The following is a 21,416-nucleotide window of genomic DNA, read 5'->3' as shown; positions in this document are numbered from 1 at the left end:
GGGGTGCCGGGGTTCCCCCCCGCCCCCCCGCGCCCCCGGCGCCCCGCCCCCCCCCCCCCCCTCGGCGGGGGGGGGGGGCGCCCGGCCCCCCCCCCCCCCCCCCCTCCGAAGGCCCTACTTGACCGGGGTGAAGTCGCGCGCCCCGATGAACTCCGGGCGGCGGACCGGCGCCGCGAACGGCTCCTGCGCGGTGTTCTCCACGCTGTTGAACACGATGAACACATTGCTGCGCGGGTACGGCGTGATGTTGTCGCCGGAGCCGTGCATGGCGTTGCAGTCGAACCAGGTCGCCGAACCGGGCTTCCCCGTGAAGAGCCTGATGCCGTGCCGGTCGGCCATCTTCGTCAGCGCCTCGTCGGACGGGGTGCCCGCGTCCTGCATCTGGAGCGACTTCTTGTAGTTGTCCTTCGGCGTCTCGCCCGCGCAGCCGAGGAACGACTTGTGCGAGCCGGGCATGATCATCAGCCCGCCGTTGGTGTCGTGGTTCTCGGTCAGCGCGATCGACACGGACACCGTCCGCATGTTCGGCAGACCGTCCTCGGCGTGCCAGGTCTCGAAGTCCGAGTGCCAGTAGAACCCCGAGGCCCCGAACCCGGGCTTGACGTTGATCCGGGACTGGTGGACGTAGACGTCCGAACCGAGGATCTGGCGGGCCCGGCCCACCACCCGCTCGTCGGCGACCAGCCGGGCGAAGACCTCGCTGATCCGGTGGACCTCGAAGACCGACCGCACGGACTGCGACTTGGGTTCGATGATGGAGCGCTCGTCGGCGCGGACGGCCGGGTCGCTGATGAGCCGGTCCAGCTCGGCGTGGTAGCCGGCCACCTCCTCCGGCGTGATCAGCTGATCGACCGTCAGGAAACCGTCGTGCTCGTAGTCCTGGAGCTCCCTGGCGGAGATGGGACCCGGCGCGCCCGGCGCGGACCAGATGACCGGGTCCTGGCGGGGAGTGGTCATCTCGGCGGCGCCGCGCGAGGGGTACAGGTCGGTGCGTACGTCGGTGGTCATGGGATCAGCCCTCCTCGGTCAGCAGCGGATAGACACCGTTCTCGTCGTGCTCCTCCCGTCCGGTGACCGGCGGGTTGAAGACGCAGACGCAGCGGAAGTCGGTCTTGGGCCGCATCGTGTGGTGCTCATGGCCGTTGAGCAGGTACATCGTGCCCGGCGTGATCCAGTGCTTCTCACCGGTCTCGTCGTTGGTCAGCTCGGCCTCGCCCTCGACGCAGAGGACCGCCTCGATGTGGTTCGCGTACCACATCGACGTCTCGGTACCCGCGTACATGATGGTCTCGTGGAGCGAGAAGCCGACCTTCTCCTGGGCGAGCACGATGCGCTTGCTCTCCCAGGTGCCGGAGGCGGCCTTGATGTGCCGGTCGGTGTTCTCGACGTCGGCGAACGATCGGACGATCACGGTGGTTCGGTGCCTTTCTCTCTGCGGATCTCTCTGTGGGCGGATCTCTGCGGATCTCTCCGCGGATCTCTCGGTGGATCTCTCTGCGGGGTGAGGTGTGCGGTCCGGGCCTCAGGCGGTCTCGCGCACGGCACGGGCCAGCGTGCGCAGGCCCTCGTCCAGCTCCTCGGGCGTGATGGTGAGCGGCGGCAGCAGCTTCACGACCTCGCTCTGCGGGCCGGAGGTCTCCAGGAGCAGCCCCAGCTGGAACGCGCGGGCGCAGACCGCGGAGGCGCGCGCCGGGTCCTCGAACTCCAGGCCCCAGACCAGGCCGCGGCCCCGGAACCGGGCGCTCTCGTGCTCGCCGCAGATGGCCAGCATCGTCTGCTCGACCTGCTCGCCGCGGGCCAGCGTCTGCTTCTCCATCTGGCCGTCGGCCCAGTAGGCGTCCAGCGCGGCGGCGGCGGTGACGAACGCGGGGTTGTTGCCGCGGAAGGTGCCGTTGTGCTCGCCCGGCTCCCAGACGTCCAGCTCCGGCTTGAACAGGCAGAGCGACATGGGCAGTCCGTAGCCGCTGATGGACTTCGACAGGGTCACGATGTCCGGCGTGATGCCGGCCTCCTCGAAGGAGAAGAAGCCGCCGGTACGGCCGCAGCCCATCTGGATGTCGTCGACGATCAGCAGCATGTCCTGGCGGTGGCACAGGTCCTGGAGCGCGCGCAGCCACTCGGCGCGGGCCACGTTGATGCCGCCCTCGCCCTGGACGGTCTCCACGATCACGGCGGCCGGGTGGTTGAGCCCGGAGCCCTGGTCCTCCAGGAGCCGCTCGAACCAGAGGAAGTCGGGGACCTGGCCGTCGAAGTAGTTGTCGAACGGCATCGGCGTGCCGTGCACCAGCGGGATGCCGGCCCCGGCCCGCTTGAACGCGTTGCCGGTCACCGCCAGCGAGCCGAGCGACATGCCGTGGAAGGCGTTGGTGAAGGACACGACGGACTCGCGGCCCTTGACCTTGCGGGCCAGCTTCAGGGCCGACTCGACGGCGTTGGTGCCCGTCGGTCCGGGGAACATCACCTTGTACGGCAGGTCGCGGGGGCGCAGCACGACGTTCTGGAAGGTGTCCAGGAAGGCGCGTTTGGCGGTGGTCGCCATGTCGAGGCCGTGCGTGATGCCGTCGCGTTCGATGTAGTCGATCAGCGCGCGCTTGAGCACCGGGTTGTTGTGGCCGTAGTTGAGCGAGCCCGCGCCGGCGAAGAAGTCCAGGTACGAGTGGCCGTCCTCGTCGGTCAGCCGGGCGCCCTGGGCGCGGTCGAACACGGCGGGCCAGCCGCGGCAGTAGCTCCGGACCTCGGACTCAAGGGTTTCGAAGACACTGAGGGCGGGCGGGGTGATGGTCACAGCGGGTCTCCTGCGTGAGGTGGTGTGACGGGCGGCGTTGAAGGAAGCTGCGGCGGGTGGGAGAGCGCGCTCAGGCGTGGAACGGCCCGATGCGGTACAGCACTTCCGGCAGATGGGTGCCTTCGGGGAACAGTCCGCCGTCGAAGAGCACCTCGCGCTCCAGGGCCACGTCGTGGCGCCGCGCGTAGGAGGTGAACAGGCGGTCCGACGCGGTGTTGTCGGGGGTGACGGTCGTCTCGACCGAGGCCAGTCCCTGCTCGGCGGCGACCCGCGCGGTCAGCGAGTCCAGCAGCTTCGCCGCCAGGCCCGTACCGCGGTGGCCCTGGTCGACGGCCACCTGCCAGACGACGAGCGTCTCGGGACGGTCCGGCCTGATGTACCCCGTCACGAAGGCGACCGGGGAGCCGGTCTCGTCACGGGCGACCACGGAGGTCGCCGCGAAGTCACGACACCACAGCAGGTAGCTGTACGAGGAGTTGAGGTCCAGGACCTCGGAGTCGCGGGCGATGCGCCAGATCGCGGCTCCGTCCTCCACTCGTGGCGTGTCGATCGTAAGGAATTCGCTTCGGGCACTTGCAATATCTGCTGGTGCGGCGGTCATGGCATTTGAATTTACCCAGCAAATTTAGAAATTGCATCGACGCAAGGGGTTGGGTCAGACGGATGCCTGTGTTATCAGGCGGGTGCGCGCACCAGCGCGAGGAGCCTTCGTTTTCTGGCGTTCTGTCCGGTATTTTTCGGGCAAATCTCCGGCTGTGTGGAGTCGGTCACAAGACCATAACTCTCTCCACACACAGGCGAAATGGGCCACGCAATGACCCCTGGAAACAGCTTGATAACTGGGGTGTTTAGCCCGGAGGGATGCGGGCATAAGAATGCGGGGAGCTACTCTGAATCAGATGGCTCCCCGCATTGTTTGGCGGATGCGCTTTTATGCGCTGGGCCAGGTTTCCGAAACGGCCTTCCGGGCAGCCTCCAGATCGACCCGCCGGCCGGTCCCGGCCAGCGCCGACCCCAGAGCCGCGAGCGAGGAGAGCACCGCGCCCCGCGTCGCATCCACCCCGTAGTGATTGACCCGGATCATCTCCTTGGCGAGCGCGCCCCCGCCCGCGATGAGCGGCAGCGAGGGCTCGCCCGCGAGCGCCCGGGCGACCAGCTCGGAGGCGTCCACGCCCTCGGGCGCGCGCAGCGTGGTCGCCACCGGCGCCGCGTCCGCCGCCTCGTGCACATACGGGGTCAGGCCGCCGCCCAGCGCCACCGCACCGGCCCGGGTGGCCGCCGCGGCCGCCGCGTGACGGGCCATCAGCGCGTCCAGGCCCTCCGCCTCGATCCGCTCCACGCACGCCTCCAGGGCCAGCATCTCCAGCTGGGCCGGGGCGTGCAGCAGCGCCTTGCGGCCCCCGTCGATCCAGCGCTCCTTCCAGTCGAGGAGCGAGAGGTAGGACCGGCGCGGCGCCTGCGGGTTGGCGGCGATCCGTTCCCAGGCCCGCGCGCTCACCGACACCGCCGAGACCCCGGCCGGGCCGCCCATCGCCTTCTGCGCCCCGATCACGCACAGGTCCACGCCCCAGGCGTCCGGCAGCAGCGGCTCGGCCCCCACCGACGCGACCGCGTCCAGCATGAACAGCGCGCCGTGCGCCCGCACCACCTCGCCGATCTCCGCGACCGGGTTGGTGTTCCCGGTCGCCGCCTCGGCGTGGACCAGGGAGACGAAGTCGATCTCCGGGCGCGCGGCCAGTGCCTCGGCGACCTGCTCCGCGGTGACGGCCGTGTGGAACGGCACCTCCAGGTCCACGACCTCGGCCCCGCAGTCGCGCAGCCAGTTGCCGAAGGTCTGCCCGTAGGGGCCGGTGACGACGTTCAGGGCCGTCGAACCGGGCCGGGCGCCGCCCCGGATGCAGCCCTCCAGGGGCAGCAGCGCCTCGCCCTGCATGATGACGACGTCCTGCTCGGTGGCCAGCAGACCGGCCACCCGCCGCTCGATCGCCGCGAAGTGTGCGGCGGTCAGCGGAGCGAGGTCGAGGAAGGGGTGCGTCACGGCGGTGCTCTCTTCGGTTACGGTCGGCGGGCCCCGGCCTGCTGACCGGGCGCCTTCGAGAGTACCCAGCACCCTCGGACGGGCCGGGACAGGGCATGTCGCACGCGATGGGCCCCTCGTACAGTGCTGAGCATGAGTGATCACGAGGCATCGCGGGTGCTGCATGTGAAGGGGCGGGTGCTCGTCGGACCCGAGGAGGTCAGGGACGAGCTGTGGGCGGTCGGCGGCCGGATCACCTACGGGCGGCCGCCCGGCGCGGACGACGCCGTCACGGTCACCGGCTGGGCGCTGCCCGGCCTGGTCGACGCCCACTGCCACGTCGGGCTCGACCACCACGGCGCCGTCGACGCCGCGACCAGCGAGAAGCAGGCCCTGGACGACCGGGAGGCCGGGGCGCTGCTCCTGCGGGACGCGGGCTCGCCCGCCGACACCCGGTGGATCGACGACCGCGAGGACCTGCCGAAGATCATCCGGGCCGGCCGCCACATCGCCCGCCCCCGCCGCTACACCCGTAACTACGCCTGGGAGATCGAGCCCGACGAACTCGTCGCCCACGTGGCCCGGGAGGCGCGCCGGGGCGACGGCTGGGTGAAGCTCGTCGGCGACTGGATCGACCGCGAGGTGGGCGACCTGACGGCGCTCTGGCCGCGCGAGGAGGTCGGGGCGGCGATCGCGGAGGCGCACCGGCTGGGCGCCCGCGTCACCGCGCACTGCTTCGCCGAGGACTCGCTGCGTGACCTGGTGGAGGCCGGGATCGACTGCGTCGAGCACGCCACGGGCCTCACCGAGGAGACCATCCCGCTCTTCGCGGAGCGCGGCGTGGCGATCGTCCCCACCCTGGTCAACATCGCCACCTTCCCCTCGCTCGCGCGGAGCGGAGAGGCGAAGTTCCCGCGCTGGTCCGCCCATATGCGCCGGCTCCACGAACGCCGTTACGACACCGTGCGCTCCGCCTACGACGCCGGGGTGCCGGTCTTCGTGGGCACCGACGCGGGCGGGGTCCTGGCGCACGGCCTGGTGGCCGACGAGGTGGCCGAGCTGGTCAAGGCGGGCATCCCGGCCCTGGAGGCGCTGTCCGCCACGACCTGGCGGGCGAGGGCCTGGCTCGGCAGGCCCGGCCTGGAGGAGGGGGCACCGGCCGACCTCGTGGTGTACGACGAGGACCCTCGGGCGGACGTGCGGGTGCTGGCCGGGCCGCGCCGGGTGGTCCTGAACGGGCGCGTGATCGGCTGACGCCCGCCGACGCACCGCTGAGGTCCCACTGACGCACCACTGACGCACCGCGTTGACCAGCAGTGACCTGAGGGCGGCCCGCTCGTTGATCCCTTCCGCGCATGCGGAACATCGACGCTACGGGCCGCCCTCACGCGGACCGAAACGCCCTGGCGCTCAGTGAAACGGGTGAACCCGAGGAACGCACGTGCCGGAATATTCGAATACAGGCGCGGAAACCCCCCTTTGGAGTGAACTAGCTCCAGGTGTCCGCCAGTTCACCCTCTGTGCGTAAAGATTCACGGAGTCGAGGCCACCGGTGCCCGCGATGTCCCCCATTGGACGGCGCCGGTGGCTCCATGTCTCCTGTGGGGGTTCCACCATCTTGAACAGCAACACCTTCCGCCTCGCCGCCCTGGCGGTCGCCGCCGCTCCCGTCGCCCTCCTGGTCACGGTCCCGGCCCATGCCGCCCCCGCGACGACCGGCACGGCCGGCGGCGACGGGAAGGCGAGCGCGGTCGTGCTCCGTACCGCACTCGACGTCTCCCTCCTCAACAAGACGGTCGACGTGCCGTTGAAGGTCACGCTCAACGAGGTGCGGGCACCGCGCAGCGCCGAGGAGACCGCGCTCAGCGCGCGGCTCGACGGCGTGAACCACGGAAAGCCGTTCAGCGTCCTCAGGGCGGACGTGGCCACCTCGAAGGCCACCGCCGACAAGCACCGGGCGGCCGGCTACAGCAACCTCGCCCAGGCCAAGGTCAGCCTGCCGGGCCTGTCGGTGTTCCCGCTGATCGAGGTCGAGAAGGTCACCTCGAAGGCGGTCTGCGAAGTGGGCAGCCGGCCGGTCGCCGAGTCCAACGTGCTCGGGCACGTGTCCGTGCTCGGCAAGCGCGTGACGCTCACGGCGGGTGGCACCACGCGGGTCGCGGTGCCGAAGATCGGCGAGGTGACGCTCGACCTGTCGAAGACGGAGACCACCTCGCGCACGGCCGCCGCGGTGGCGCTCCAGCTGAAGGTGTCGGTCAACCCGGGCGACCTGAACGTCGCGGACGTCAAGGGCGAGGTCACGCTCGCCGAGGCGACCTGCGAAACCCCGAAGGACCACGGCGGCCACCCGGGCGGCGGCGACAACGGCGGGAACGGGACCGGGGGCGGCGACAACGGGGGGAACGGGAATGGGGGCGGCGACAACGGGGGCGCGACCGGGGGCGGTTCGACCGATGGCGGCTCCGGGAACGGCGGCTCCACGGGCGGCGGTGACGAGGCCGGCTCCACCGGGGGCGGCGACGTGAAGACCCAGACGGGTACGGACCAGGCGCCGGCCGCCACCGACGCGGACCTGGCCGAGACGGGCAGCAGCTCCAGCACCCCGTACATCGCGGGCGGCGCGGCGCTGCTGCGGGCAGCCGGCGCGGGCGCCATGGTCCTGACCCGTCGCCGCGCCGCCCGAGGCTGACGGCCCGAGGGGGAAGGGCCGAGGGGGAAGCGCCGAGGGGGAAGGGCCGAGGCTGACGGCCCGAGGGGGGCCGGGGGAGGGGCCCTGGGGAAGGGCCCGGGGAGGGGTCCGGGGGGGCCCGGGGGTGGAGGTGATGAGCGGTGCTCCGAGGGGGGAGCACCGCTCACTTTTTGGCTCGGGCGTGCGCAGAGAGAGCGGCGCTCTCGATCTAGAGCGGCGCGCGCGACCTCAGAGTGCCGCCCACTGAACAGGGGGCCGCTCACCGTCCGGGTCGGCGCCCACTCCTCAGAGCGCCGCTCACCGACGAGAGCGCCGCTCACTAAGCAGAGCGTTGCTCCCCAATCGGATCGGCGCCGTCCACCCCACGGCCCAGGGCAAGCGCCCCCACCAACCAGAGCGCCGCTCACCAAGTGGATCGACACCCACACCTCAGAGCACCGCTCTCTGACGAGAGCGCCGCTCACCATCCAGGGCGCTGCTCGCCAAGCGGATCGGCGTCCACCCCGAACAAGCACCGCCCACCGATCAGAGCGCCACCCACCGATCAGAGCACCGCTCGCAGTTCAGGGCACCGCCCACCGATCAGAGCACCGCTCACCGTTCAGATCACCGCTGACCAATCGGAGCACCGCTCACCACTCGAAGCACCGCCCACCCCCGCCCAAAGCGCCCCTACCGCCCCGCCCCCGTCAGCGCCTGGAGCGCCAGGTCCAGCGCCTGGAGGAAGCGGTTGGTCGTCGTCCGGTCGCGTACCGCCAGTCGCAGCCAGCCGTCCCCGAGCCCCGGAAACGTATCTCCTCGTCGCGCCGCGAACCCCAGCATCCGCAGCCGTTCCCTTATCTCGGCGGCCCCGTCGAGGCGGACGAGCACGAAGGGCCCCTCGGCCGGCTCGACCACCCGGACCTCCGCGAACTCCCGCAGCCCGGCCACCAGATGGGCCCGGTCCACCACGATCCGGTCCGCCGCGCCGGCGGCCTCCGCCAGTGCCCGGGGCTCCACGCACGCCTCCGCCGCCGCCAGCGCGGGGGACGACACCGGCCACAACGGCTGCGCCTCCTCCAGGGTGCGGATCGTCTCCGGGGCGGCCGCCACGTAACCGATGCGCAGCCCGGCGAGCCCCCAGGTCTTGGTCAGGCTGCGCAGGACGACGAGCCCGGGGACGTCCGTACGCCCGCACAGGGCCTCGCGTTCGCCCGGCACCGCGTCCATGAACGCCTCGTCCACCACCAGGGTCCGCCCGGGACGCGCCAGCCGTTCCAGGACGGCGGCGGGGTGGAGGACGGACGTCGGGTTGGTCGGGTTGCCGACGACCACCAGGTCCGCGTCATCGGGCACGTCCGCCGGGTCGAGCCGGAAATCGTCCTCGGCCCGCAGCAGCACCCGCCCCACGTCGTGCCCGGCCGCGCGCAACGCCGCCTCCGGCTCGGTGAACTGAGGGTGCACCACGTACGGCCGCCGGGCGGGCAGCGCACGGGCGATCAGGACGAACGCCTCCGCCGCGCCCGCCGTCAACAGCACGCGCTCGGGCGGCAGTCCGTGCCGCGCGGCAACGGCCTCGCGGGCCTCGCGGCCGTCCGGGTAGGCGGCGAGCGAGCCCAGGGAGCCGGCTATCCGCTCCCGCAGCCAGGCCGGTGGGGTGCCGGCCCGTACGTTGACGGCCAGATCGGTCAGATCCCGGCCCCGTCCGCGTACTTCCGCGTCGCCGTGGTGACGCAGATCGTGGGTGCCCGCGCCTGTCGCGTCGGGACTCTCAATGGGAGTGTGCATGACCGCCGTGGTGGGGGTGTGGTGTGGGGGTGTGCGCCGTGGCCTGGGTGGACCTCGGCAGGATGACTATGCGCCCCGCACCCTGTTTCACGCAACGGTCCCGACGCTTCACCCAACGCTTCCGGCGCTTTACCCGACGCTCCCGGCGTTTCACCCAACGCTCCCGGCGCTTTACGCAACGCTCCCGGCGTTTCACGCGGCGCGCTCCCGGCGCTTTACGCGGCGCTTCCAGCGTTTCGCGCATTGCTTCGCGCATCGCTTCCCGCATCGCTTCCCGCGTTCACGCGACGCTCCCGGCGGGCCGGTGCGCCACCGCGCAGGTGGCCATCGACGGGCGTCCGTCGCGCGGCCGTGACTTCCTTTTGGGCACGAGGAGTGGACCGCCGCCGGCGAGGGCCGCGGCCTCGGCCACCGCGGGGGTGCCGAGGGCGGCGAGCGCCGCGCCGGACGGGTGGGGGACGGGGACCCGGGCGAGCACGTCCGCCGGATACGCGCGCAGCGGGACCCCGAGCCGGGCGGCGGCGGCCAGCAGCCCCGGCTCCCGGGCCTTCGCCGCTACGGTGACCAACTCGGCGATCCCCGTGAGCCCAGCCTCCCGCAGCACCTCCGAAACCAGCCCGGCGACCTCGTCGGCCGTGACGCCCCGGGAGGCACCGACCCCGACGACGAGCGCGCCGAGATGCGCGGGGCGGGGTGCATCGGCTAGCAAGAGGCCATGGCGGTGTTCGTCGCGCTCGGCGCGTTCCTGATGACCCTGGCGGGCGGCTGGGTCGCCCAGCGCGTCAGCGACCGCCGCCACCTGGTCCTCGGTCTGGCCGGCGGGCTGATGCTCGGCGTGGTCGGCCTGGACCTGCTGCCCGAGGCGGTGGAGGCGGCGGGTGGCCTGGTCTTCGGCGTCCCGGCCGCTTTGCTGCTGTTCGTCGGCGGCTTCCTCCTCGCCCACCTGGTGGAGCGGCTGCTCGCGGTGCGCCAGGCGGCACACGGGGCGGCCGAGGAGCGCGTCCCGCAGGTCGGGCTGACGGCGGCGGCCGCGATGGTCGGCCACAGCCTGATGGACGGGGTGGCGCTCGGCGCGGCGTTCCAGGTCGGCGGGGGGATGGGGGCGGCCGTCGCGCTCGCCGTGATCACGCACGACTTCGCGGACGGCTTCAACACGTACACGATCACCAGCCTGTACGGGAACGCCCGCCGCAGGGCCCTGACGATGCTCTTCGCGGACGCGGCGGCGCCCGTCGTCGGGGCGGCGACGACGCTGCTGTTCACCCTGCCGGAGGAACTGCTCGGCTGCTATCTCGGCTTCTTCGGCGGCGCGCTGCTCTACCTCGCCGCCGCCGAAATCCTGCCCGAGGCCCACCACGACCACCCGGCGCGCTCCACGCTGCTGTGCACGGTGGCCGGAGTGTGCTTCATCTGGCTGGTGGTCGGCCTCGCGCAGTGACCCCGCGCCCGGGTTCACCCCCGGCACCGCTCGACGAACCGTGCGGCCGTGCCGGGCGAGGCGGCCCAGTGGGTGTGCAGATAGCTCGCGTGTACGTTGCCCCGGACGAACCCCTCCACGCGCCGCTCGGGCCGGTGCATGCCCCAGGCGGGCTCGTCGCCCGCACCGGGCTCGATGACGGTCCGGTGGAACTCGTGCCCCCGCGCCCGCGCCCCGGCGGGCGCCAGCACGTTGTCGGTGAGCGCCACGGCGTCCCGGTAACCGAGCGTCAGCCGCTTGGTCATCCGCGCGTCGGCGTCCAGCACCCCGCACATCGGCAGCCCGTCCAACGACCGCGCCAGATACAACAACCCGGCACACTCGGCAGCCACCGGCGCCCCCGAGCGAGCCGACTCCGCCACGGCCTTCCGCAACGCCTCGTTGGCCGACAGCTCGGGGGCGTACACCTCGGGAAACCCGCCACCGATGACGACACCCCGGGTCCCAGGCGGCAACGCCTCGTCCCGCAGCGGATCAAAGGTCACGACGTCAGCCCCCGCAGCGGTGAGAAGCTCGGTGTTCTCGGCGTACGAGAACGTGAAGGCGGCCCCACCGGCAACGGCAACAAGAGGCCGCCCGCTGGTCACCCCCTCCGCCCTGCCAAGCCCCTCCGCCCTGCCAAGCCCCTCCGGCGCTTGGGGAGCGGGGTCCGGGGCAGAGCCCCGGTTGCGGGAAGGGGCGGGCAGGGGAACAGCTCCGCCCAAGCCACCCCCCACCACCTCATCCGCGGACCACTCCGCCCCCGGCAACGCGGGCGCCGACCGCGCCAACGCCAACAGCCCCTCCAGATCGCACCCCGTGGCCACCTGCCCGGCCATCGCCGCGACAGCCGCCACCGCATCCGCCCGCCGCTCCGCCACCGGCACCAGCCCCAGATGCCGCGACGGCACGGCCACCCCCTCCGCCCGCCGCAACACCCCCAGCACCGGCACCCCGGACTCCTCCAACGCCTCCCGCAACAGTGCCTCGTGCCGGTCGGACCCCACCTTGTTCAGGATCACCCCGCCGATCCGCACCCCCGCGTCCCAGGACGCGAACCCGTGCACCAGCGCCGCCACGGACCGCGACTGCGAGGACGCGTCCACGACGAGCACCACCGGCGCCCGCAGCAGCTTCGCCACCTGCGCGGTGGACGCCAGTTCGCCGAGCCCCGAGGCCCCGTCGTACAGCCCCATCACGCCCTCGACGACGGCCAGCCCGCACCCCCGCGCGCCGTGCGCGAACAGGGGGGCGATCAGCTCGGGCCCGCACATGTACGCGTCGAGGTTGCGGCCCGGGCGCCCCGTCGCCAGCGTGTGGAAGCCGGGGTCGATGTAGTCGGGGCCCACCTTGTGCCCGGACACGGCGAGGCCGCGCGCGGCGAACGCGGCCATCAGCCCCGTCGCGACGGTGGTCTTGCCGCTCCCGGACGAGGGCGCGGCGACGACCAGGCGGGGGACGTTCACCACTCGATGCCCCTCTGGCCCTTCTGCCCGGCGTCCATCGGGTGCTTGACCTTCGACATGTCCGTCACCAGATCCGCCGCGTCCAGCAGCGCGGCGGGCGCGTTGCGGCCGGTGATCACCACGTGCTGGGTGCCGGGGCGGTCGCGCAGCACCGAGACGACCTCGTCGGTGTCGATCCACCCCCAGTGCAGCGGATAGGCGAACTCGTCCAGCACGTACAGCCGGTAGGTCTCGGCGGCCAGGTCGCGCTTGACCTGCTCCCAGCCCTCGCGGGCCTTCGCCTCGTTGTCCGTCTGGTCGTCGCGCTGGACCCAGGACCAGCCCTCGCCCATCTTGTGCCAGGCGACGGAACCGCCCTCGCCGCTCGCGCCGAGGACCTTCAGCGCGTTCTCCTCGCCGACCTTCCACTTCGCGGACTTGACGAACTGGAAGACCCCGATCGGCCACCCCTGGTTCCAGGCGCGCAGCGCGAGCCCGAAGGCCGCGGTCGACTTCCCCTTGCCGACGCCGGTGTGCACCACCAGCAGCGGCCGGTTGCGCCGCTGCCGGGTGGTCAGTCCGTCGTCCGGCACGCTCTCGGGCTGTCCCTGCGGCATTACGCGACCCTCCTGTCGATGGGCCCGGGGCCCGCGCCCCGGACGTCCTTGACCAGCCCGGCGATCGATTCGGCGCGCAGCTCGTCCAGCGTGACGGCGGTGCCGCCCAGGTCGGCGGCGAGGCCCGCCGCGAGCCCCAGGCGCACCGGGCCCGCCTCGCAGTCCACGACGACCGACGCCGTGCCCTCGGCCGCGTGCAGCCGGGCCGCCCGCGCGGCCAGCGCCACCGGGTCCGGACCGCCGGTCGCCCGGCCGTCCGTCACCACGACCAGCAGGGCCCGCCGGGACGGGTCGCGCAGCCGCTCCACCCGCAGCACGTCGTGCGCCTTCAGCAGCCCGGCGGCCACCGGAGTGCGCCCGCCCGTCGGCAGCGATTCGAGCCGGGCCGCCGCCGCGTCCACCGACGAGGTCGGCGGCAGCGCCACCTCCGCGCCCCGGCCCCGGAAGGTGACCAGACCGACCTTGTCGCGCCGCTGGTAGGCGTCCATCAGGAGGGACAGCACCGCGCCCTTCACGGCACCCATGCGCTGCCGGGCGGCCATCGACCCGGAGGCGTCCACGACGAACAGCACGAGATTGCCCTCGCGCCCCTCCCGCGTCGCCTGCCGCAGATCGTCCCGCCGCACCACGAGCCCCCGCCCGGACCGGCCCCGCGCCCGCTGGTGCGGGGCGGCGGCCCGCACGGTCGCGGCCAGATGCAGCCTGGTCAGCGCGCCCTCGGGCCGCCGCGCGCCCGTCGTCCGCCCGTGCTCGGTGCGCGCCCGGGACCGCCGCCCCGCAGCGCCCTCGCCGAGACCGGGCACGCTGAGCATCTTCGTACGGAACGGCTCACCGGCTCGTACGGGCCGCTGCTCACCGCCCTGCCCGGGCACCGGCGCCCCGGGCGTGCCGTCCGCACCGCCGGCGGGCGCGGGCGGCGTGCCGGGCGCCTCCCCCCGCGGCGGCAGCCCGCCGCCGCCGTCACCGCCGCCCCCGCCGTCACCGTCGCCCCCGCCCCCGCCGGGCCCGTCCGGCTCCGGCTCGTCGTCCCCGCCGCCGTTGCGCTCCAGCGTGTCGTCCAGCTTGTCCTCGTCGAGGCCCGGCGCGTCGAAGGGGTTGCGCCGGCGCCGGTGCGGGAGCGCGAGCAGCGCCGCCTGCCGGACGTCCCCGGCGCGTACGCGGGTGCGCCCCGCCCACGCGGCCAGCGCGGTCGCGGTCCTGGCCATGACGATGTCCGCGCGCATCCCGTCCACCTCGAAGGCCGCGCAGGTGGCCGCGATCTGCCGCAACGCGTCGTCACCGAGCACCACTTCGGGCAGCAGCGCCCGCGCGGCCGTGATCCGGTCCCGCAACTGCGCCTCCTCGTCGGCCCAGCGCGCCGCGAAGCCCGCCGGGTCGTCCTCGTAGGCGAGCCGCCGCCGCACCACCTCCACCCGCTGGTCCGTCTCCCGGGACGCCGCCACCTCGACGGTCAGCCCGAACCGGTCGAGCAACTGGGGCCGCAGCTCGCCCTCTTCGGGATTCATCGTCCCCACGAGCAGGAACCGCGCCGCGTGCCGTACGGAGACGCCCTCGCGCTCCACGTACGAGGCACCCATCGCCGCCGCGTCCAGCAGCAGGTCCACCAGATGGTCGTGGAGGAGATTGACCTCGTCCACGTACAGGATTCCGCGGTGCGCGTCCGCGAGCAGCCCCGGTTCGAAGGCCTTCACGCCCTCCGAAAGGGCCCGCTCGATGTCGAGCGCGCCGACGAGCCGGTCCTCGGACGCGCCGACCGGCAGCTCCACGGTCCGCGCCGCCCGCGACACGCCGGAGGCGTCCTCGTGCGGGCCGTCCGGACACGCCGGGTCGGGCGAGGCGGGATCGCACGAGAAGCGGCACCCCGGCACGACCGGGACCTGCGGCATCAGCGCGGCCAGCGCGCGCACGGCGGTCGATTTGGCGGTGCCCTTCTCACCACGGACCAGGACCCCGCCCACGGCCGGGCTGACCGCGTTGAGCAGCAGCCCCAGCCGCAGGTCGTCCTGGCCGACGATGGCGGTGAAGGGGTAGGGCGTACTCACAGGGCCTCCTTGACGGGGACGGCGGGCGCACCCGGCGGGATGAACGGCAGACCGGACGGCGCGCCGGACTCGATGAGCCGCCACAGCGCGTCGGTGTCCGCGTGCTGCTCGATCAGGTCGCCGAGGCGGTCGAGCTGTTCCTCGCGCAGCGCGGCGAAGCAGGTGTCGGGCGCGGGCACGAAGCGGCGGCCGGTGAGCCGGGCGATCTCGGCCAGGAAGAGGCGGCGGAACGCGTCGCTCTCCAGCGAACCGTGCCAGTGGGTGCCCCAGACGGCCCCCGAGCGGCAGCCGTCCAGCGGGGTGCCCCGGCCGTCCGTCAGGAAGGGCTCGCCGCCGCGCACATCGGCGACGCCGTGATGGATCTCGTACCCCTCGACGGGCGCGCCGAGCGCCTCGCCGGACGGCCGGGCGAGGGTCTTCTCCCGGTCGAAACGGACGCGTACGGGCAGCAGCCCGAGCGCGTCGACCCGCCCGGCGCGCGACTCGACCTCGTCCTCGATGCGCTCGCCGAGGATCTGGTAGCCGCCGCAGATCCCGAGCACCGGGCGGCCCTCGGCGGCGCGCCGCCGCAGCGCGTCGGCGAGCCCGCGCTCGCGCAGCCAGGCGAGCGCCTTCACGGTGCCCCGGGTGCCGGGCACGATGACGAGGTCGGCGTCGGCCAGCTCCTCCGCCCGGTCCACGAAGCGGACGACGACGCCCGGTTCGGCGGCCAGCGCGTCCACATCGGTGAAGTTCGACATCAGCGGGACCGCGCACACGGCGACGCGCAGGACGTCCTCGCCGTGCGGCGGGGCGACCGTCGACTCGCGTACGGTCCCGCGCAGCGACACCCGCAGCCCGTCCTCCTCGTCGATGCCGAGCCCGTGCGCGAAGGGCAGCACCCCGTACGAGGGACGGCCCGTCAGATCGCGCAGCATGTCGAGCCCCGGCTCCAGCAGCGAGACGTCGCCCCGGAACTTGTTGACCAGGTAGCCCGCGATCAGCTCCTGGTCCTCCGGCGCGAGCAGCGCGGTCGTCCCGAAGAACGAGGCGAAGACCCCGCCCCGGTCGATGTCCCCGACCACCACGACCGGGAAGCGCGCGGCCCGGGCGATGCCCATGTTCACGATGTCCGTGCGCCGCAGGTTGATCTCGGCGGGCGACCCCGCGCCCTCGCAGATCACCGCGTCGTACGTGCTCCGCAGCCGCTCCAGGCAGTCCGTGACGGTCGACAGCAGCCTTTCCTGGCGCCCGCCGTGGTAGCCGCGGGCGCTCATCTCGCCGACCGGCCGCCCCATCAGGACGACCTGGCTGGAGCGGTCGCCGCCGGGCTTGAGCAGCACCGGGTTCATCAGGGCGGTCGGCTCGACGCGGGCGGCCTGGGCCTGCATCGCCTGGGCCCGGCCGATCTCGGCGCCCTCGCGGGTGACGAAGGAGTTCAGCGACATGTTCTGCGCCTTGAACGGGGCGACCTTCACGCCCCGGCGCGCCAGCCAGCGGCAGATGCCCGCCGTGACGACGCTCTTGCCCGCGTCCGATGTGGTCCCGGCGACCAGCAGTCCGCCGCTCATACCGTTCTCCGTCCTCGAGATCTCCCGGTCCGTTGCCGTCCCGGGACCCGGCGCGCCACCGCTCCCGCCCCCAGCCGGGCCGCCGCGGTGACGCCGAGGGCGAGCACGCCCACCCGGCGTGACAGGCGCACGGCACGCTCGATGTCCGCGGTCTCCACGGCACGGCCCGCGTCCCCGTTGAGCACCGGCCGGTGCTCGACGCGGCCCCCGTACGCGAGGGTCCCGCCCAGCCGTACGCCGAGCGCCCCGGCGAACGCGGCCTCCACGGGCCCCGCGTTGGGGCTCGGGTGCTTCGCGGCGTCCGCCCGCCAGGCCCGTACCGCCTCCTGGGGACGGCCGCCGGCGGCCACGGCGAGCAGGGCGGTGAGCCGGGCGCCGGGCCAGCCCGCGAGGTCGTCGAGCCGGGCCGAGGCCCAGCCGTACCGCAGGTGGCGGGGCGACCTGTGGCCGACCATCGCGTCCAGCGTGTTGGCGGCACGGAAGCCGACGAGCCCGGGGACACCGGCGAGGGCGCCCCAGACGAGGGCACCGACCACGGCGTCCGAGGTGTTCTCGGCGACGGACTCCACGACGGCGCGCGCGATCCCGGGGCCGTCCAGCGCCTGCGGGTCGCGCCCGCACAGGTGCGGCAGCCGCTCGCGGGCCGACTCGATGTCGCCGGCGGCGAGCGCCCCGCCGATGGCGCGGGCCTCGCGCCCCAGCGACGTACCGCCGACGACGGACCAGGTGGCGGCGGCGGTCAGGGCCACGGAAGCGGCGGAGTGGCGGCGCACGGCGCGGGCGGCGAGCGCGGCGCACCCGGTGGCGCCCCCGGCGCAGATCAGGGTGTGCAGGGCGCCCCGGCCGCGGTGGTCGCGCCAGAGCCGGTCCTCGACGGCCGCGGCGGCCCGCCCGAAGGCGGCGACCGGGTGCCCCCTGCGGGGGTCACCGAGCAGCAGGTCGGCGATCAGGCCGGCGGCGGCGCCGTACGCGTAACTGCGATCGGCACGCATGGTTCAGCCGGCCGTACCGGAGGCCGCCGACGGGAGGTGTGGGGAGAGGGCCGCACGGCAGCCGGGCATGGCGATATGTCCTCACTCAGGGTCCGCGCCCTGGTTCGACGTGACGGCGACAGGAGTCTCCTGGCTTCCGGATCGACGGATTCCCCCGGTCTTCCAGCCCGCTCGTGCGGGCCGTGACGTGCGGTGGGGGACCGCTCCCCGGTGACAGTGGCGGGACCGCGCCGGACTCGCACCGGCTTCCTCTGCTGTCGCCGTAATGGCTCCGGCAGTCCACCACGCCCCGCGAACGCCCGTCAACTCGCTGTTGACCTGCGACGGCGCGGTGTGGGCGGACGCACACCGGGCCGGACGCGCACGAGGTGCGTCCGGCCCGGGGGAGGGGGTGGGTCAGGCGACGATCAGATAGATGCCGTACGCGACCGCCGCCGCGCACAGCGCGAAGCAGACGTACGCCCCGGCTCGCGCCAGCAGGACCGAGGAGCCCGCCGGACCGCCCTCGGCGGCCGGTTCCGGCTGCTTGGAGAGGCCGACGACGCCGAGCGTGAAGAGGCCCACCAGGGCGACGGTGGTGACGAGGGAGACGCCGAAGACGGTGCCCAGAGCTGCCCAGTCGATGTTCATACGGGGTGTCCTTAGCGGAGTACCGGGGTCTGTCAGACCGTGGCGGGTCGGGCCGGATCGGCGGCGACGGGACCGGCGGGCGCCGGAACGGTGGCGGTGAGGTCGTGCGCCTGGGCCGTGGTGGGCGGCGGGCTCACGGCCGCGATGGCCTGGGTGACGACGCCCGCGGGCTCGGCCGGGACCGCGTCGCCGGCGCCGGGCGCGACATCGCCGTGGCCGACGGGCTTGCGGCGCGAGAGCACCCAGATCGCCCCGGACCCGGCGACCAGGAGGGCCGCGACGACCACGACGCCCCAGGTGCCCTGCTTCGTCAGGAACTCGGCGCCCGCGCCGACCAGGCCGGCGGCCGGCAGGGTCAGGCCCCAGGCGACGAACATCCGGGTGGCGGTGGACCAGCGGACCACACCCCCGGCCCGGCCGAGGCCCGCGCCCATCACGGCCCCGGAGCAGGACTGCGTGGTGGAGAGGGAGAAGCCGAGGTGCGAGGAGGCCAGGATGACGGTGGCCGCGCTGGTCTGGGCGGCGAAGCCCTGCGGGGGCTTCAGCTCGGTCAGGCCGCTGCCCATGGTGCGGATGATGCGCCAGCCGCCGAGGTAGGTGCCGAGCGCGATGGCCAGGCCGGCGCTGACGATGACCCAGACCGGCGGGTTGGAGCCGGGGGAGAGGACGCCGCCGGTGACCAGGGCGAGCGTGATGATGCCCATCGTCTTCTGCGCGTCGTTGGTGCCGTGGGCGAGCGAGACGAGCCCGGCCGAGGCGATCTGCCCCGCCCGGTAGCCCTTGGCGGTGGCCTTCTCCTGGGCCTCGTTACGGATCTTCCCGCCGATCCGGTACGTGAGCCGGGTGGCCAGGAGCGCGGCCACACCGGCCACGATCGGGGCGGCGACGGCGGGCAGCAGCACCTTGGTGACGACGGTGCCGCCGTTGACCGACGACCACCCGGCGGACATCACCGCGGCGCCGATGAGGCCGCCGAACAGTGCGTGGGAGGAGCTGGACGGGAGCCCGACCAGCCAGGTCAGGAGATTCCACAGGATGGCGCCGACGAGCGCCGCGAAGATGACCTCGGTTCTCAGGCCGTCCTCGTTGACGATCCCGCCGGAGATCGTCTTGGCGACCTCCACGGACAGGAACGCGCCGACCAGATTGAGAACGGCGGACATCGCGACCGCCGTCTTGGGTTTGAGCGCACCGGTCGAGATGGTCGTGGCCATCGCGTTGGCGGTGTCGTGGAAACCGTTCGTGAAATCGAACACTAGAGCTGTCGCGATCACGATCGCGAGCAGCAGCGTGATGTGTTCCATTTACCCAGGCAATCGTTCGACGTCATTGGCACGTGGAACGTAGGCAACTTGAGTGAACGGAAGATGAACTGAGCAGGGCGCTGTGGTGACCCCGGGAGCGGGGGCCGGGCGGCGCTTGGGGCGGGGCCTGAAAGGATCTTCGTATGAGTGACCGAGAGCACGAGGCGATCGCACGCGGATGGGAGGCGGTCGTCGCCGCGGCGCGCCGCACGGCGGCCGAGGGGCTGGTCGTCGGAACCTCCGGGAACGTGTCGCTCCGGGTCGGCGACACGGTGCTGGTCACCCCCAGCGGGGTGCCCTACGACCGGCTGGGCCCCGAGGACCTGACCGGCGTCGATCCGGAAGGCAACCAGATCCTTGGGACACTCACCCCCACCAGCGAACTTCCCCTTCACCTCGCCGTCTACCGGAACACCGACGCGAAGGCCGTCGTGCACACCCACGCGGTCCACGCCACCGCCGTCTCCACCCTCGTCACCGAGGTCCCCCCGGTCCACTACGCCGCCGCGATGCTCGGCGGCACGGTCCGCGTCGCCCCCTACGCCCGGTACGGCACCCCCGAACTGGCTTCGCACATGCTCACCGCCCTCCGCGACCGCACCGGCTGCCTGCTCGCCAACCACGGCACCGTCACCTACGGCGCCACCCTCGACGAGGCGTACGACCGCACCGCCCAGCTCGAATGGCTCTGCCACGTCTGGCTCACCGCGAGCGCCGTACCCGGCCGCACCCCGGCCCTGCTGTCCCAGGACCAGCTCGGCGAGGTCCGGGAGGCGCTGAAGGGGTACGGGCAGCGCTGACGCCACACCGGACGGCCCAGCCCACTGGCATCGCGCCGCCCCGGCCCCGACACTGTGGGGGTGCGCCCGGTAACCGCGACGGCAGCGGCCGTCACCACACTCATCGGCGCCGGCGCGGCAGCGGTCGCGGCCGGCCGGTTCGCGGGCGACGTCGCCCTCAAGACGCCGCCCGGACGACCGCTCCCCGCCGACCGCGAACTCACCGTCCACGCGACGGCCGCCGGGCAGGTCACCCTGACCCGGTCCCTCACCTCGCTGCGCCCCGGCACCTACGGCCTGACCGGCAAGGACGTCCACGCCGTCGTCGGCCCCGTGCTCGACCGCGCCCACCAGGCCGCCGACACCGTGGTGCGCCGGCTGGAACGCGTCGACCGCGGCGTCCTCGCCCCCGGCGACAAGGTCCGCCTCACGCCCCAGGTGTACAGCGGCGACCCCGGCAGCGCGCTCGGCCTGGCCTTCCGCGAGGTGCGGATCCCCGGCGAGCTCGGCGAACTGCCCGCCTGGTACGTCCCCGCGCCCCGCCGCACCTGGGTCATCACCGTCCACGGCATCGGCGCCACCCGCGAGCACCCCCTCAACCTCCTGGAGTTCCTGCACGGCCGGCAGCTGCCCGTGCTCGACCTCGCCTACCGGGGCGACCCGGGCGCACCCCGCTCCCCGGACGGGCTCGGCCACCTCGGCGAGTCCGAGTGGCGCGACCTGGACGCCGCGATCCGCTTCGCCGTCCGCAACGGCGCCGAGCAGGTCATCCTGTACGGCTGGTCCACCGGCGCGTCCATGGCGCTGCACGCCTGCGCGGCCTCCGCGCTCCGCGACCGGATCTCCGGCCTGGTCCTGGACTCGCCCGTGCTGGACTGGACCGACACCCTGCGGGGCCTCGCCGCCGCGCGCGGGGTCCCCGGCGCGCTGCTGCCCCTGGCCGTGCGCGCCGCCCAGGGGCAGACCGGACTGCACGGCACCGGCCTCCTGGACACCTCGGTCCCCGTCACCCTGCACGTCCCGACGCTCGTCTTCCACGGCCCCGACGACACCCTGGCCCCCTGGGTCCACTCCCGCCGGCTCGCCGCCGCCCGCCCCGACCTGGTCTCCCTGCACACCGTGGAGCGCGCTCCGCATGCGGCGATGTGGAACGCCGGACCGGCCCACTACGAGGAGACCCTGCGCCGCTTCCTCACGCCCCTGATGTGAGGTGATGCGCCGGTTCGGCCGATTGGTCCCCACCGGTGCGCGGGCCGGTCAACCCCGGTGACCCGGGTTCCGTTTGGGCTTTCGGGCCGTCAGGGGCAAGACTGCTCCCGTGACGTCCCGTACCCCGCGCGACT

19 protein-coding genes and 1 riboswitch are annotated in these 21,416 nt (G+C 73.5%); of the genes, 5 read left to right on the top strand and 14 right to left on the bottom strand.

What is annotated here, in order from left to right; all coding sequences use genetic code 11:
* Positions 1-114: 114 nt before the first annotated feature.
* The 5 genes from thpD to FKN01_RS24540 all read right to left on the bottom strand — a co-directional run bounded on the left by thpD (position 115) and on the right by FKN01_RS24540 (position 4,823).
* Positions 115-1,008, bottom strand: a complete 894-nt coding sequence (gene thpD, locus FKN01_RS24560) for an ectoine hydroxylase (RefSeq protein ID WP_143624165.1) — start codon at positions 1,006-1,008, stop codon at positions 115-117.
* Positions 1,009-1,012: 4 nt separating this feature from the next.
* On the bottom strand, positions 1,013-1,411 hold the full coding sequence (locus tag FKN01_RS24555; protein WP_143624163.1) for an ectoine synthase: 399 nt from the start codon (positions 1,409-1,411) through the stop codon (positions 1,013-1,015).
* A gap of 111 nt (positions 1,412-1,522) precedes the next feature.
* Complete coding sequence (gene ectB, locus FKN01_RS24550) at positions 1,523-2,785, bottom strand: diaminobutyrate--2-oxoglutarate transaminase (RefSeq protein WP_143624161.1); 1,263 nt, start codon at positions 2,783-2,785, stop codon at positions 1,523-1,525.
* Between the two features lie 70 nt (positions 2,786-2,855).
* Positions 2,856-3,386, bottom strand: a complete 531-nt coding sequence (gene ectA, locus FKN01_RS24545; RefSeq protein WP_313906176.1) for a diaminobutyrate acetyltransferase — start codon at positions 3,384-3,386, stop codon at positions 2,856-2,858.
* A gap of 330 nt (positions 3,387-3,716) precedes the next feature.
* Positions 3,717-4,823 (bottom strand): alanine--glyoxylate aminotransferase family protein, encoded by a 1,107-nt coding sequence (locus tag FKN01_RS24540; protein WP_143624157.1) that lies wholly within the window; start codon positions 4,821-4,823, stop codon positions 3,717-3,719.
* 132 nt (positions 4,824-4,955) lie between these two features.
* On the opposite strand from FKN01_RS24540, the gene FKN01_RS24535 reads away from it, so the two are divergent.
* Both FKN01_RS24535 and FKN01_RS24530 read left to right on the top strand, forming a co-directional pair.
* A complete protein-coding gene (locus tag FKN01_RS24535) occupies positions 4,956-6,056 on the top strand; it encodes an amidohydrolase family protein (protein WP_143624155.1) in 1,101 nt (366 codons plus the stop codon).
* A gap of 364 nt (positions 6,057-6,420) precedes the next feature.
* Positions 6,421-7,491, top strand: a complete 1,071-nt coding sequence (locus FKN01_RS24530) for an SCO1860 family LAETG-anchored protein (protein ID WP_143624153.1) — start codon at positions 6,421-6,423, stop codon at positions 7,489-7,491.
* Positions 7,492-8,163: 672 nt separating this feature from the next.
* On the opposite strand, the gene cobC is transcribed toward FKN01_RS24530, so the two are convergent.
* The gene (gene cobC / locus FKN01_RS24525) at positions 8,164-9,258 is read right to left on the bottom strand and encodes an Rv2231c family pyridoxal phosphate-dependent protein CobC (RefSeq protein WP_143624151.1); all 1,095 of its coding nucleotides are present in this window, start codon (positions 9,256-9,258) and stop codon (positions 8,164-8,166) included.
* 280 nt (positions 9,259-9,538) lie between these two features.
* The gene (locus tag FKN01_RS24520; protein WP_143624149.1) at positions 9,539-9,967 is read right to left on the bottom strand and encodes a cobalamin biosynthesis protein; all 429 of its coding nucleotides are present in this window, start codon (positions 9,965-9,967) and stop codon (positions 9,539-9,541) included.
* Positions 9,968-9,973: 6 nt separating this feature from the next.
* Between FKN01_RS24520 and FKN01_RS24515 the strand changes: the two genes are divergently transcribed.
* On the top strand, positions 9,974-10,696 hold the full coding sequence (locus tag FKN01_RS24515) for a ZIP family metal transporter (RefSeq protein WP_143624147.1): 723 nt from the start codon (positions 9,974-9,976) through the stop codon (positions 10,694-10,696).
* Positions 10,697-10,710: 14 nt separating this feature from the next.
* On the opposite strand, the gene FKN01_RS24510 is transcribed toward FKN01_RS24515, so the two are convergent.
* The 7 genes from FKN01_RS24510 to FKN01_RS24480 form a co-directional block, all read right to left on the bottom strand.
* On the bottom strand, positions 10,711-12,183 hold the full coding sequence (locus tag FKN01_RS24510; protein WP_143624145.1) for a cobyrinate a,c-diamide synthase: 1,473 nt from the start codon (positions 12,181-12,183) through the stop codon (positions 10,711-10,713).
* Entirely contained in the window at positions 12,177-12,776 is a 600-nt protein-coding gene (gene cobO, locus FKN01_RS24505; RefSeq protein WP_143624143.1) for a cob(I)yrinic acid a,c-diamide adenosyltransferase, read from the bottom strand. The genes FKN01_RS24510 and cobO overlap by 7 nt, the downstream gene beginning before the upstream one ends.
* The gene (locus FKN01_RS24500) at positions 12,776-14,818 is read right to left on the bottom strand and encodes a putative cobaltochelatase (RefSeq protein ID WP_143624141.1); all 2,043 of its coding nucleotides are present in this window, start codon (positions 14,816-14,818) and stop codon (positions 12,776-12,778) included. Before FKN01_RS24500 ends, cobO begins: the two co-directional genes overlap by 1 nt.
* A complete protein-coding gene (locus FKN01_RS24495) occupies positions 14,815-16,368 on the bottom strand; it encodes a cobyric acid synthase (protein WP_143624139.1) in 1,554 nt (517 codons plus the stop codon). The genes FKN01_RS24500 and FKN01_RS24495 overlap by 4 nt, the downstream gene beginning before the upstream one ends.
* Positions 16,365-17,360 (bottom strand): cobalamin biosynthesis protein, encoded by a 996-nt coding sequence (locus tag FKN01_RS24490; RefSeq protein WP_143624137.1) that lies wholly within the window; start codon positions 17,358-17,360, stop codon positions 16,365-16,367. The genes FKN01_RS24495 and FKN01_RS24490 overlap by 4 nt, the downstream gene beginning before the upstream one ends.
* A 122-nt stretch (positions 17,361-17,482) precedes the next feature.
* Positions 17,483-17,613: riboswitch (cobalamin riboswitch) on the bottom strand.
* 143 nt (positions 17,614-17,756) lie between these two features.
* A complete protein-coding gene (locus FKN01_RS24485; protein WP_143624135.1) occupies positions 17,757-17,990 on the bottom strand; it encodes a hypothetical protein in 234 nt (77 codons plus the stop codon).
* A 32-nt stretch (positions 17,991-18,022) separates the two neighbouring features.
* Positions 18,023-19,294, bottom strand: coding sequence for an inorganic phosphate transporter (locus FKN01_RS24480; protein WP_143624133.1), 1,272 nt, complete (start codon positions 19,292-19,294; stop codon positions 18,023-18,025).
* Between the two features lie 143 nt (positions 19,295-19,437).
* On the opposite strand from FKN01_RS24480, the gene FKN01_RS24475 reads away from it, so the two are divergent.
* Both FKN01_RS24475 and FKN01_RS24470 read left to right on the top strand, forming a co-directional pair.
* Positions 19,438-20,094, top strand: a complete 657-nt coding sequence (locus FKN01_RS24475) for a class II aldolase/adducin family protein (RefSeq protein WP_143624131.1) — start codon at positions 19,438-19,440, stop codon at positions 20,092-20,094.
* Positions 20,095-20,154: 60 nt separating this feature from the next.
* Positions 20,155-21,282, top strand: coding sequence for an alpha/beta hydrolase (locus FKN01_RS24470; protein WP_143624129.1), 1,128 nt, complete (start codon positions 20,155-20,157; stop codon positions 21,280-21,282).
* The last annotated feature ends 134 nt before the right edge of the window (positions 21,283-21,416 follow it).

This window comes from Streptomyces sp. 130 (genome assembly GCF_007096885.1).
Taxonomy (GTDB): Bacteria; Actinomycetota; Actinomycetes; order Streptomycetales; family Streptomycetaceae; genus Streptomyces.
This window is presented reverse-complemented; position numbering and strand designations above follow the sequence as displayed.

Bases quoted from the DNA above. Each gene is read 5' to 3' on its own strand.
- thpD (WP_143624165.1), bottom strand. From the start codon at position 1,008: ATGACCACCGACGTACGCACCGACCTGTACCCCTCGCGCGGCGCCGCC.
- ectA (WP_313906176.1), bottom strand. From the start codon at position 3,386: ATGACCGCCGCACCAGCAGATATTGCAAGTGCCCGAAGCGAATTCCTT.
- FKN01_RS24535 (WP_143624155.1), top strand. From the start codon at position 4,956: ATGAGTGATCACGAGGCATCGCGGGTGCTGCATGTGAAGGGGCGGGTG.
- cobC (WP_143624151.1), bottom strand. From the start codon at position 9,258: ATGCACACTCCCATTGAGAGTCCCGACGCGACAGGCGCGGGCACCCAC.
- FKN01_RS24515 (WP_143624147.1), top strand. From the start codon at position 9,974: ATGGCGGTGTTCGTCGCGCTCGGCGCGTTCCTGATGACCCTGGCGGGC.
- cobO (WP_143624143.1), bottom strand. From the start codon at position 12,776: ATGCCGCAGGGACAGCCCGAGAGCGTGCCGGACGACGGACTGACCACC.
- FKN01_RS24495 (WP_143624139.1), bottom strand. From the start codon at position 16,368: ATGAGCGGCGGACTGCTGGTCGCCGGGACCACATCGGACGCGGGCAAG.
- FKN01_RS24490 (WP_143624137.1), bottom strand. From the start codon at position 17,360: ATGCGTGCCGATCGCAGTTACGCGTACGGCGCCGCCGCCGGCCTGATC.
- FKN01_RS24485 (WP_143624135.1), bottom strand. From the start codon at position 17,990: ATGAACATCGACTGGGCAGCTCTGGGCACCGTCTTCGGCGTCTCCCTC.
- FKN01_RS24480 (WP_143624133.1), bottom strand. From the start codon at position 19,294: ATGGAACACATCACGCTGCTGCTCGCGATCGTGATCGCGACAGCTCTA.
- FKN01_RS24475 (WP_143624131.1), top strand. From the start codon at position 19,438: ATGAGTGACCGAGAGCACGAGGCGATCGCACGCGGATGGGAGGCGGTC.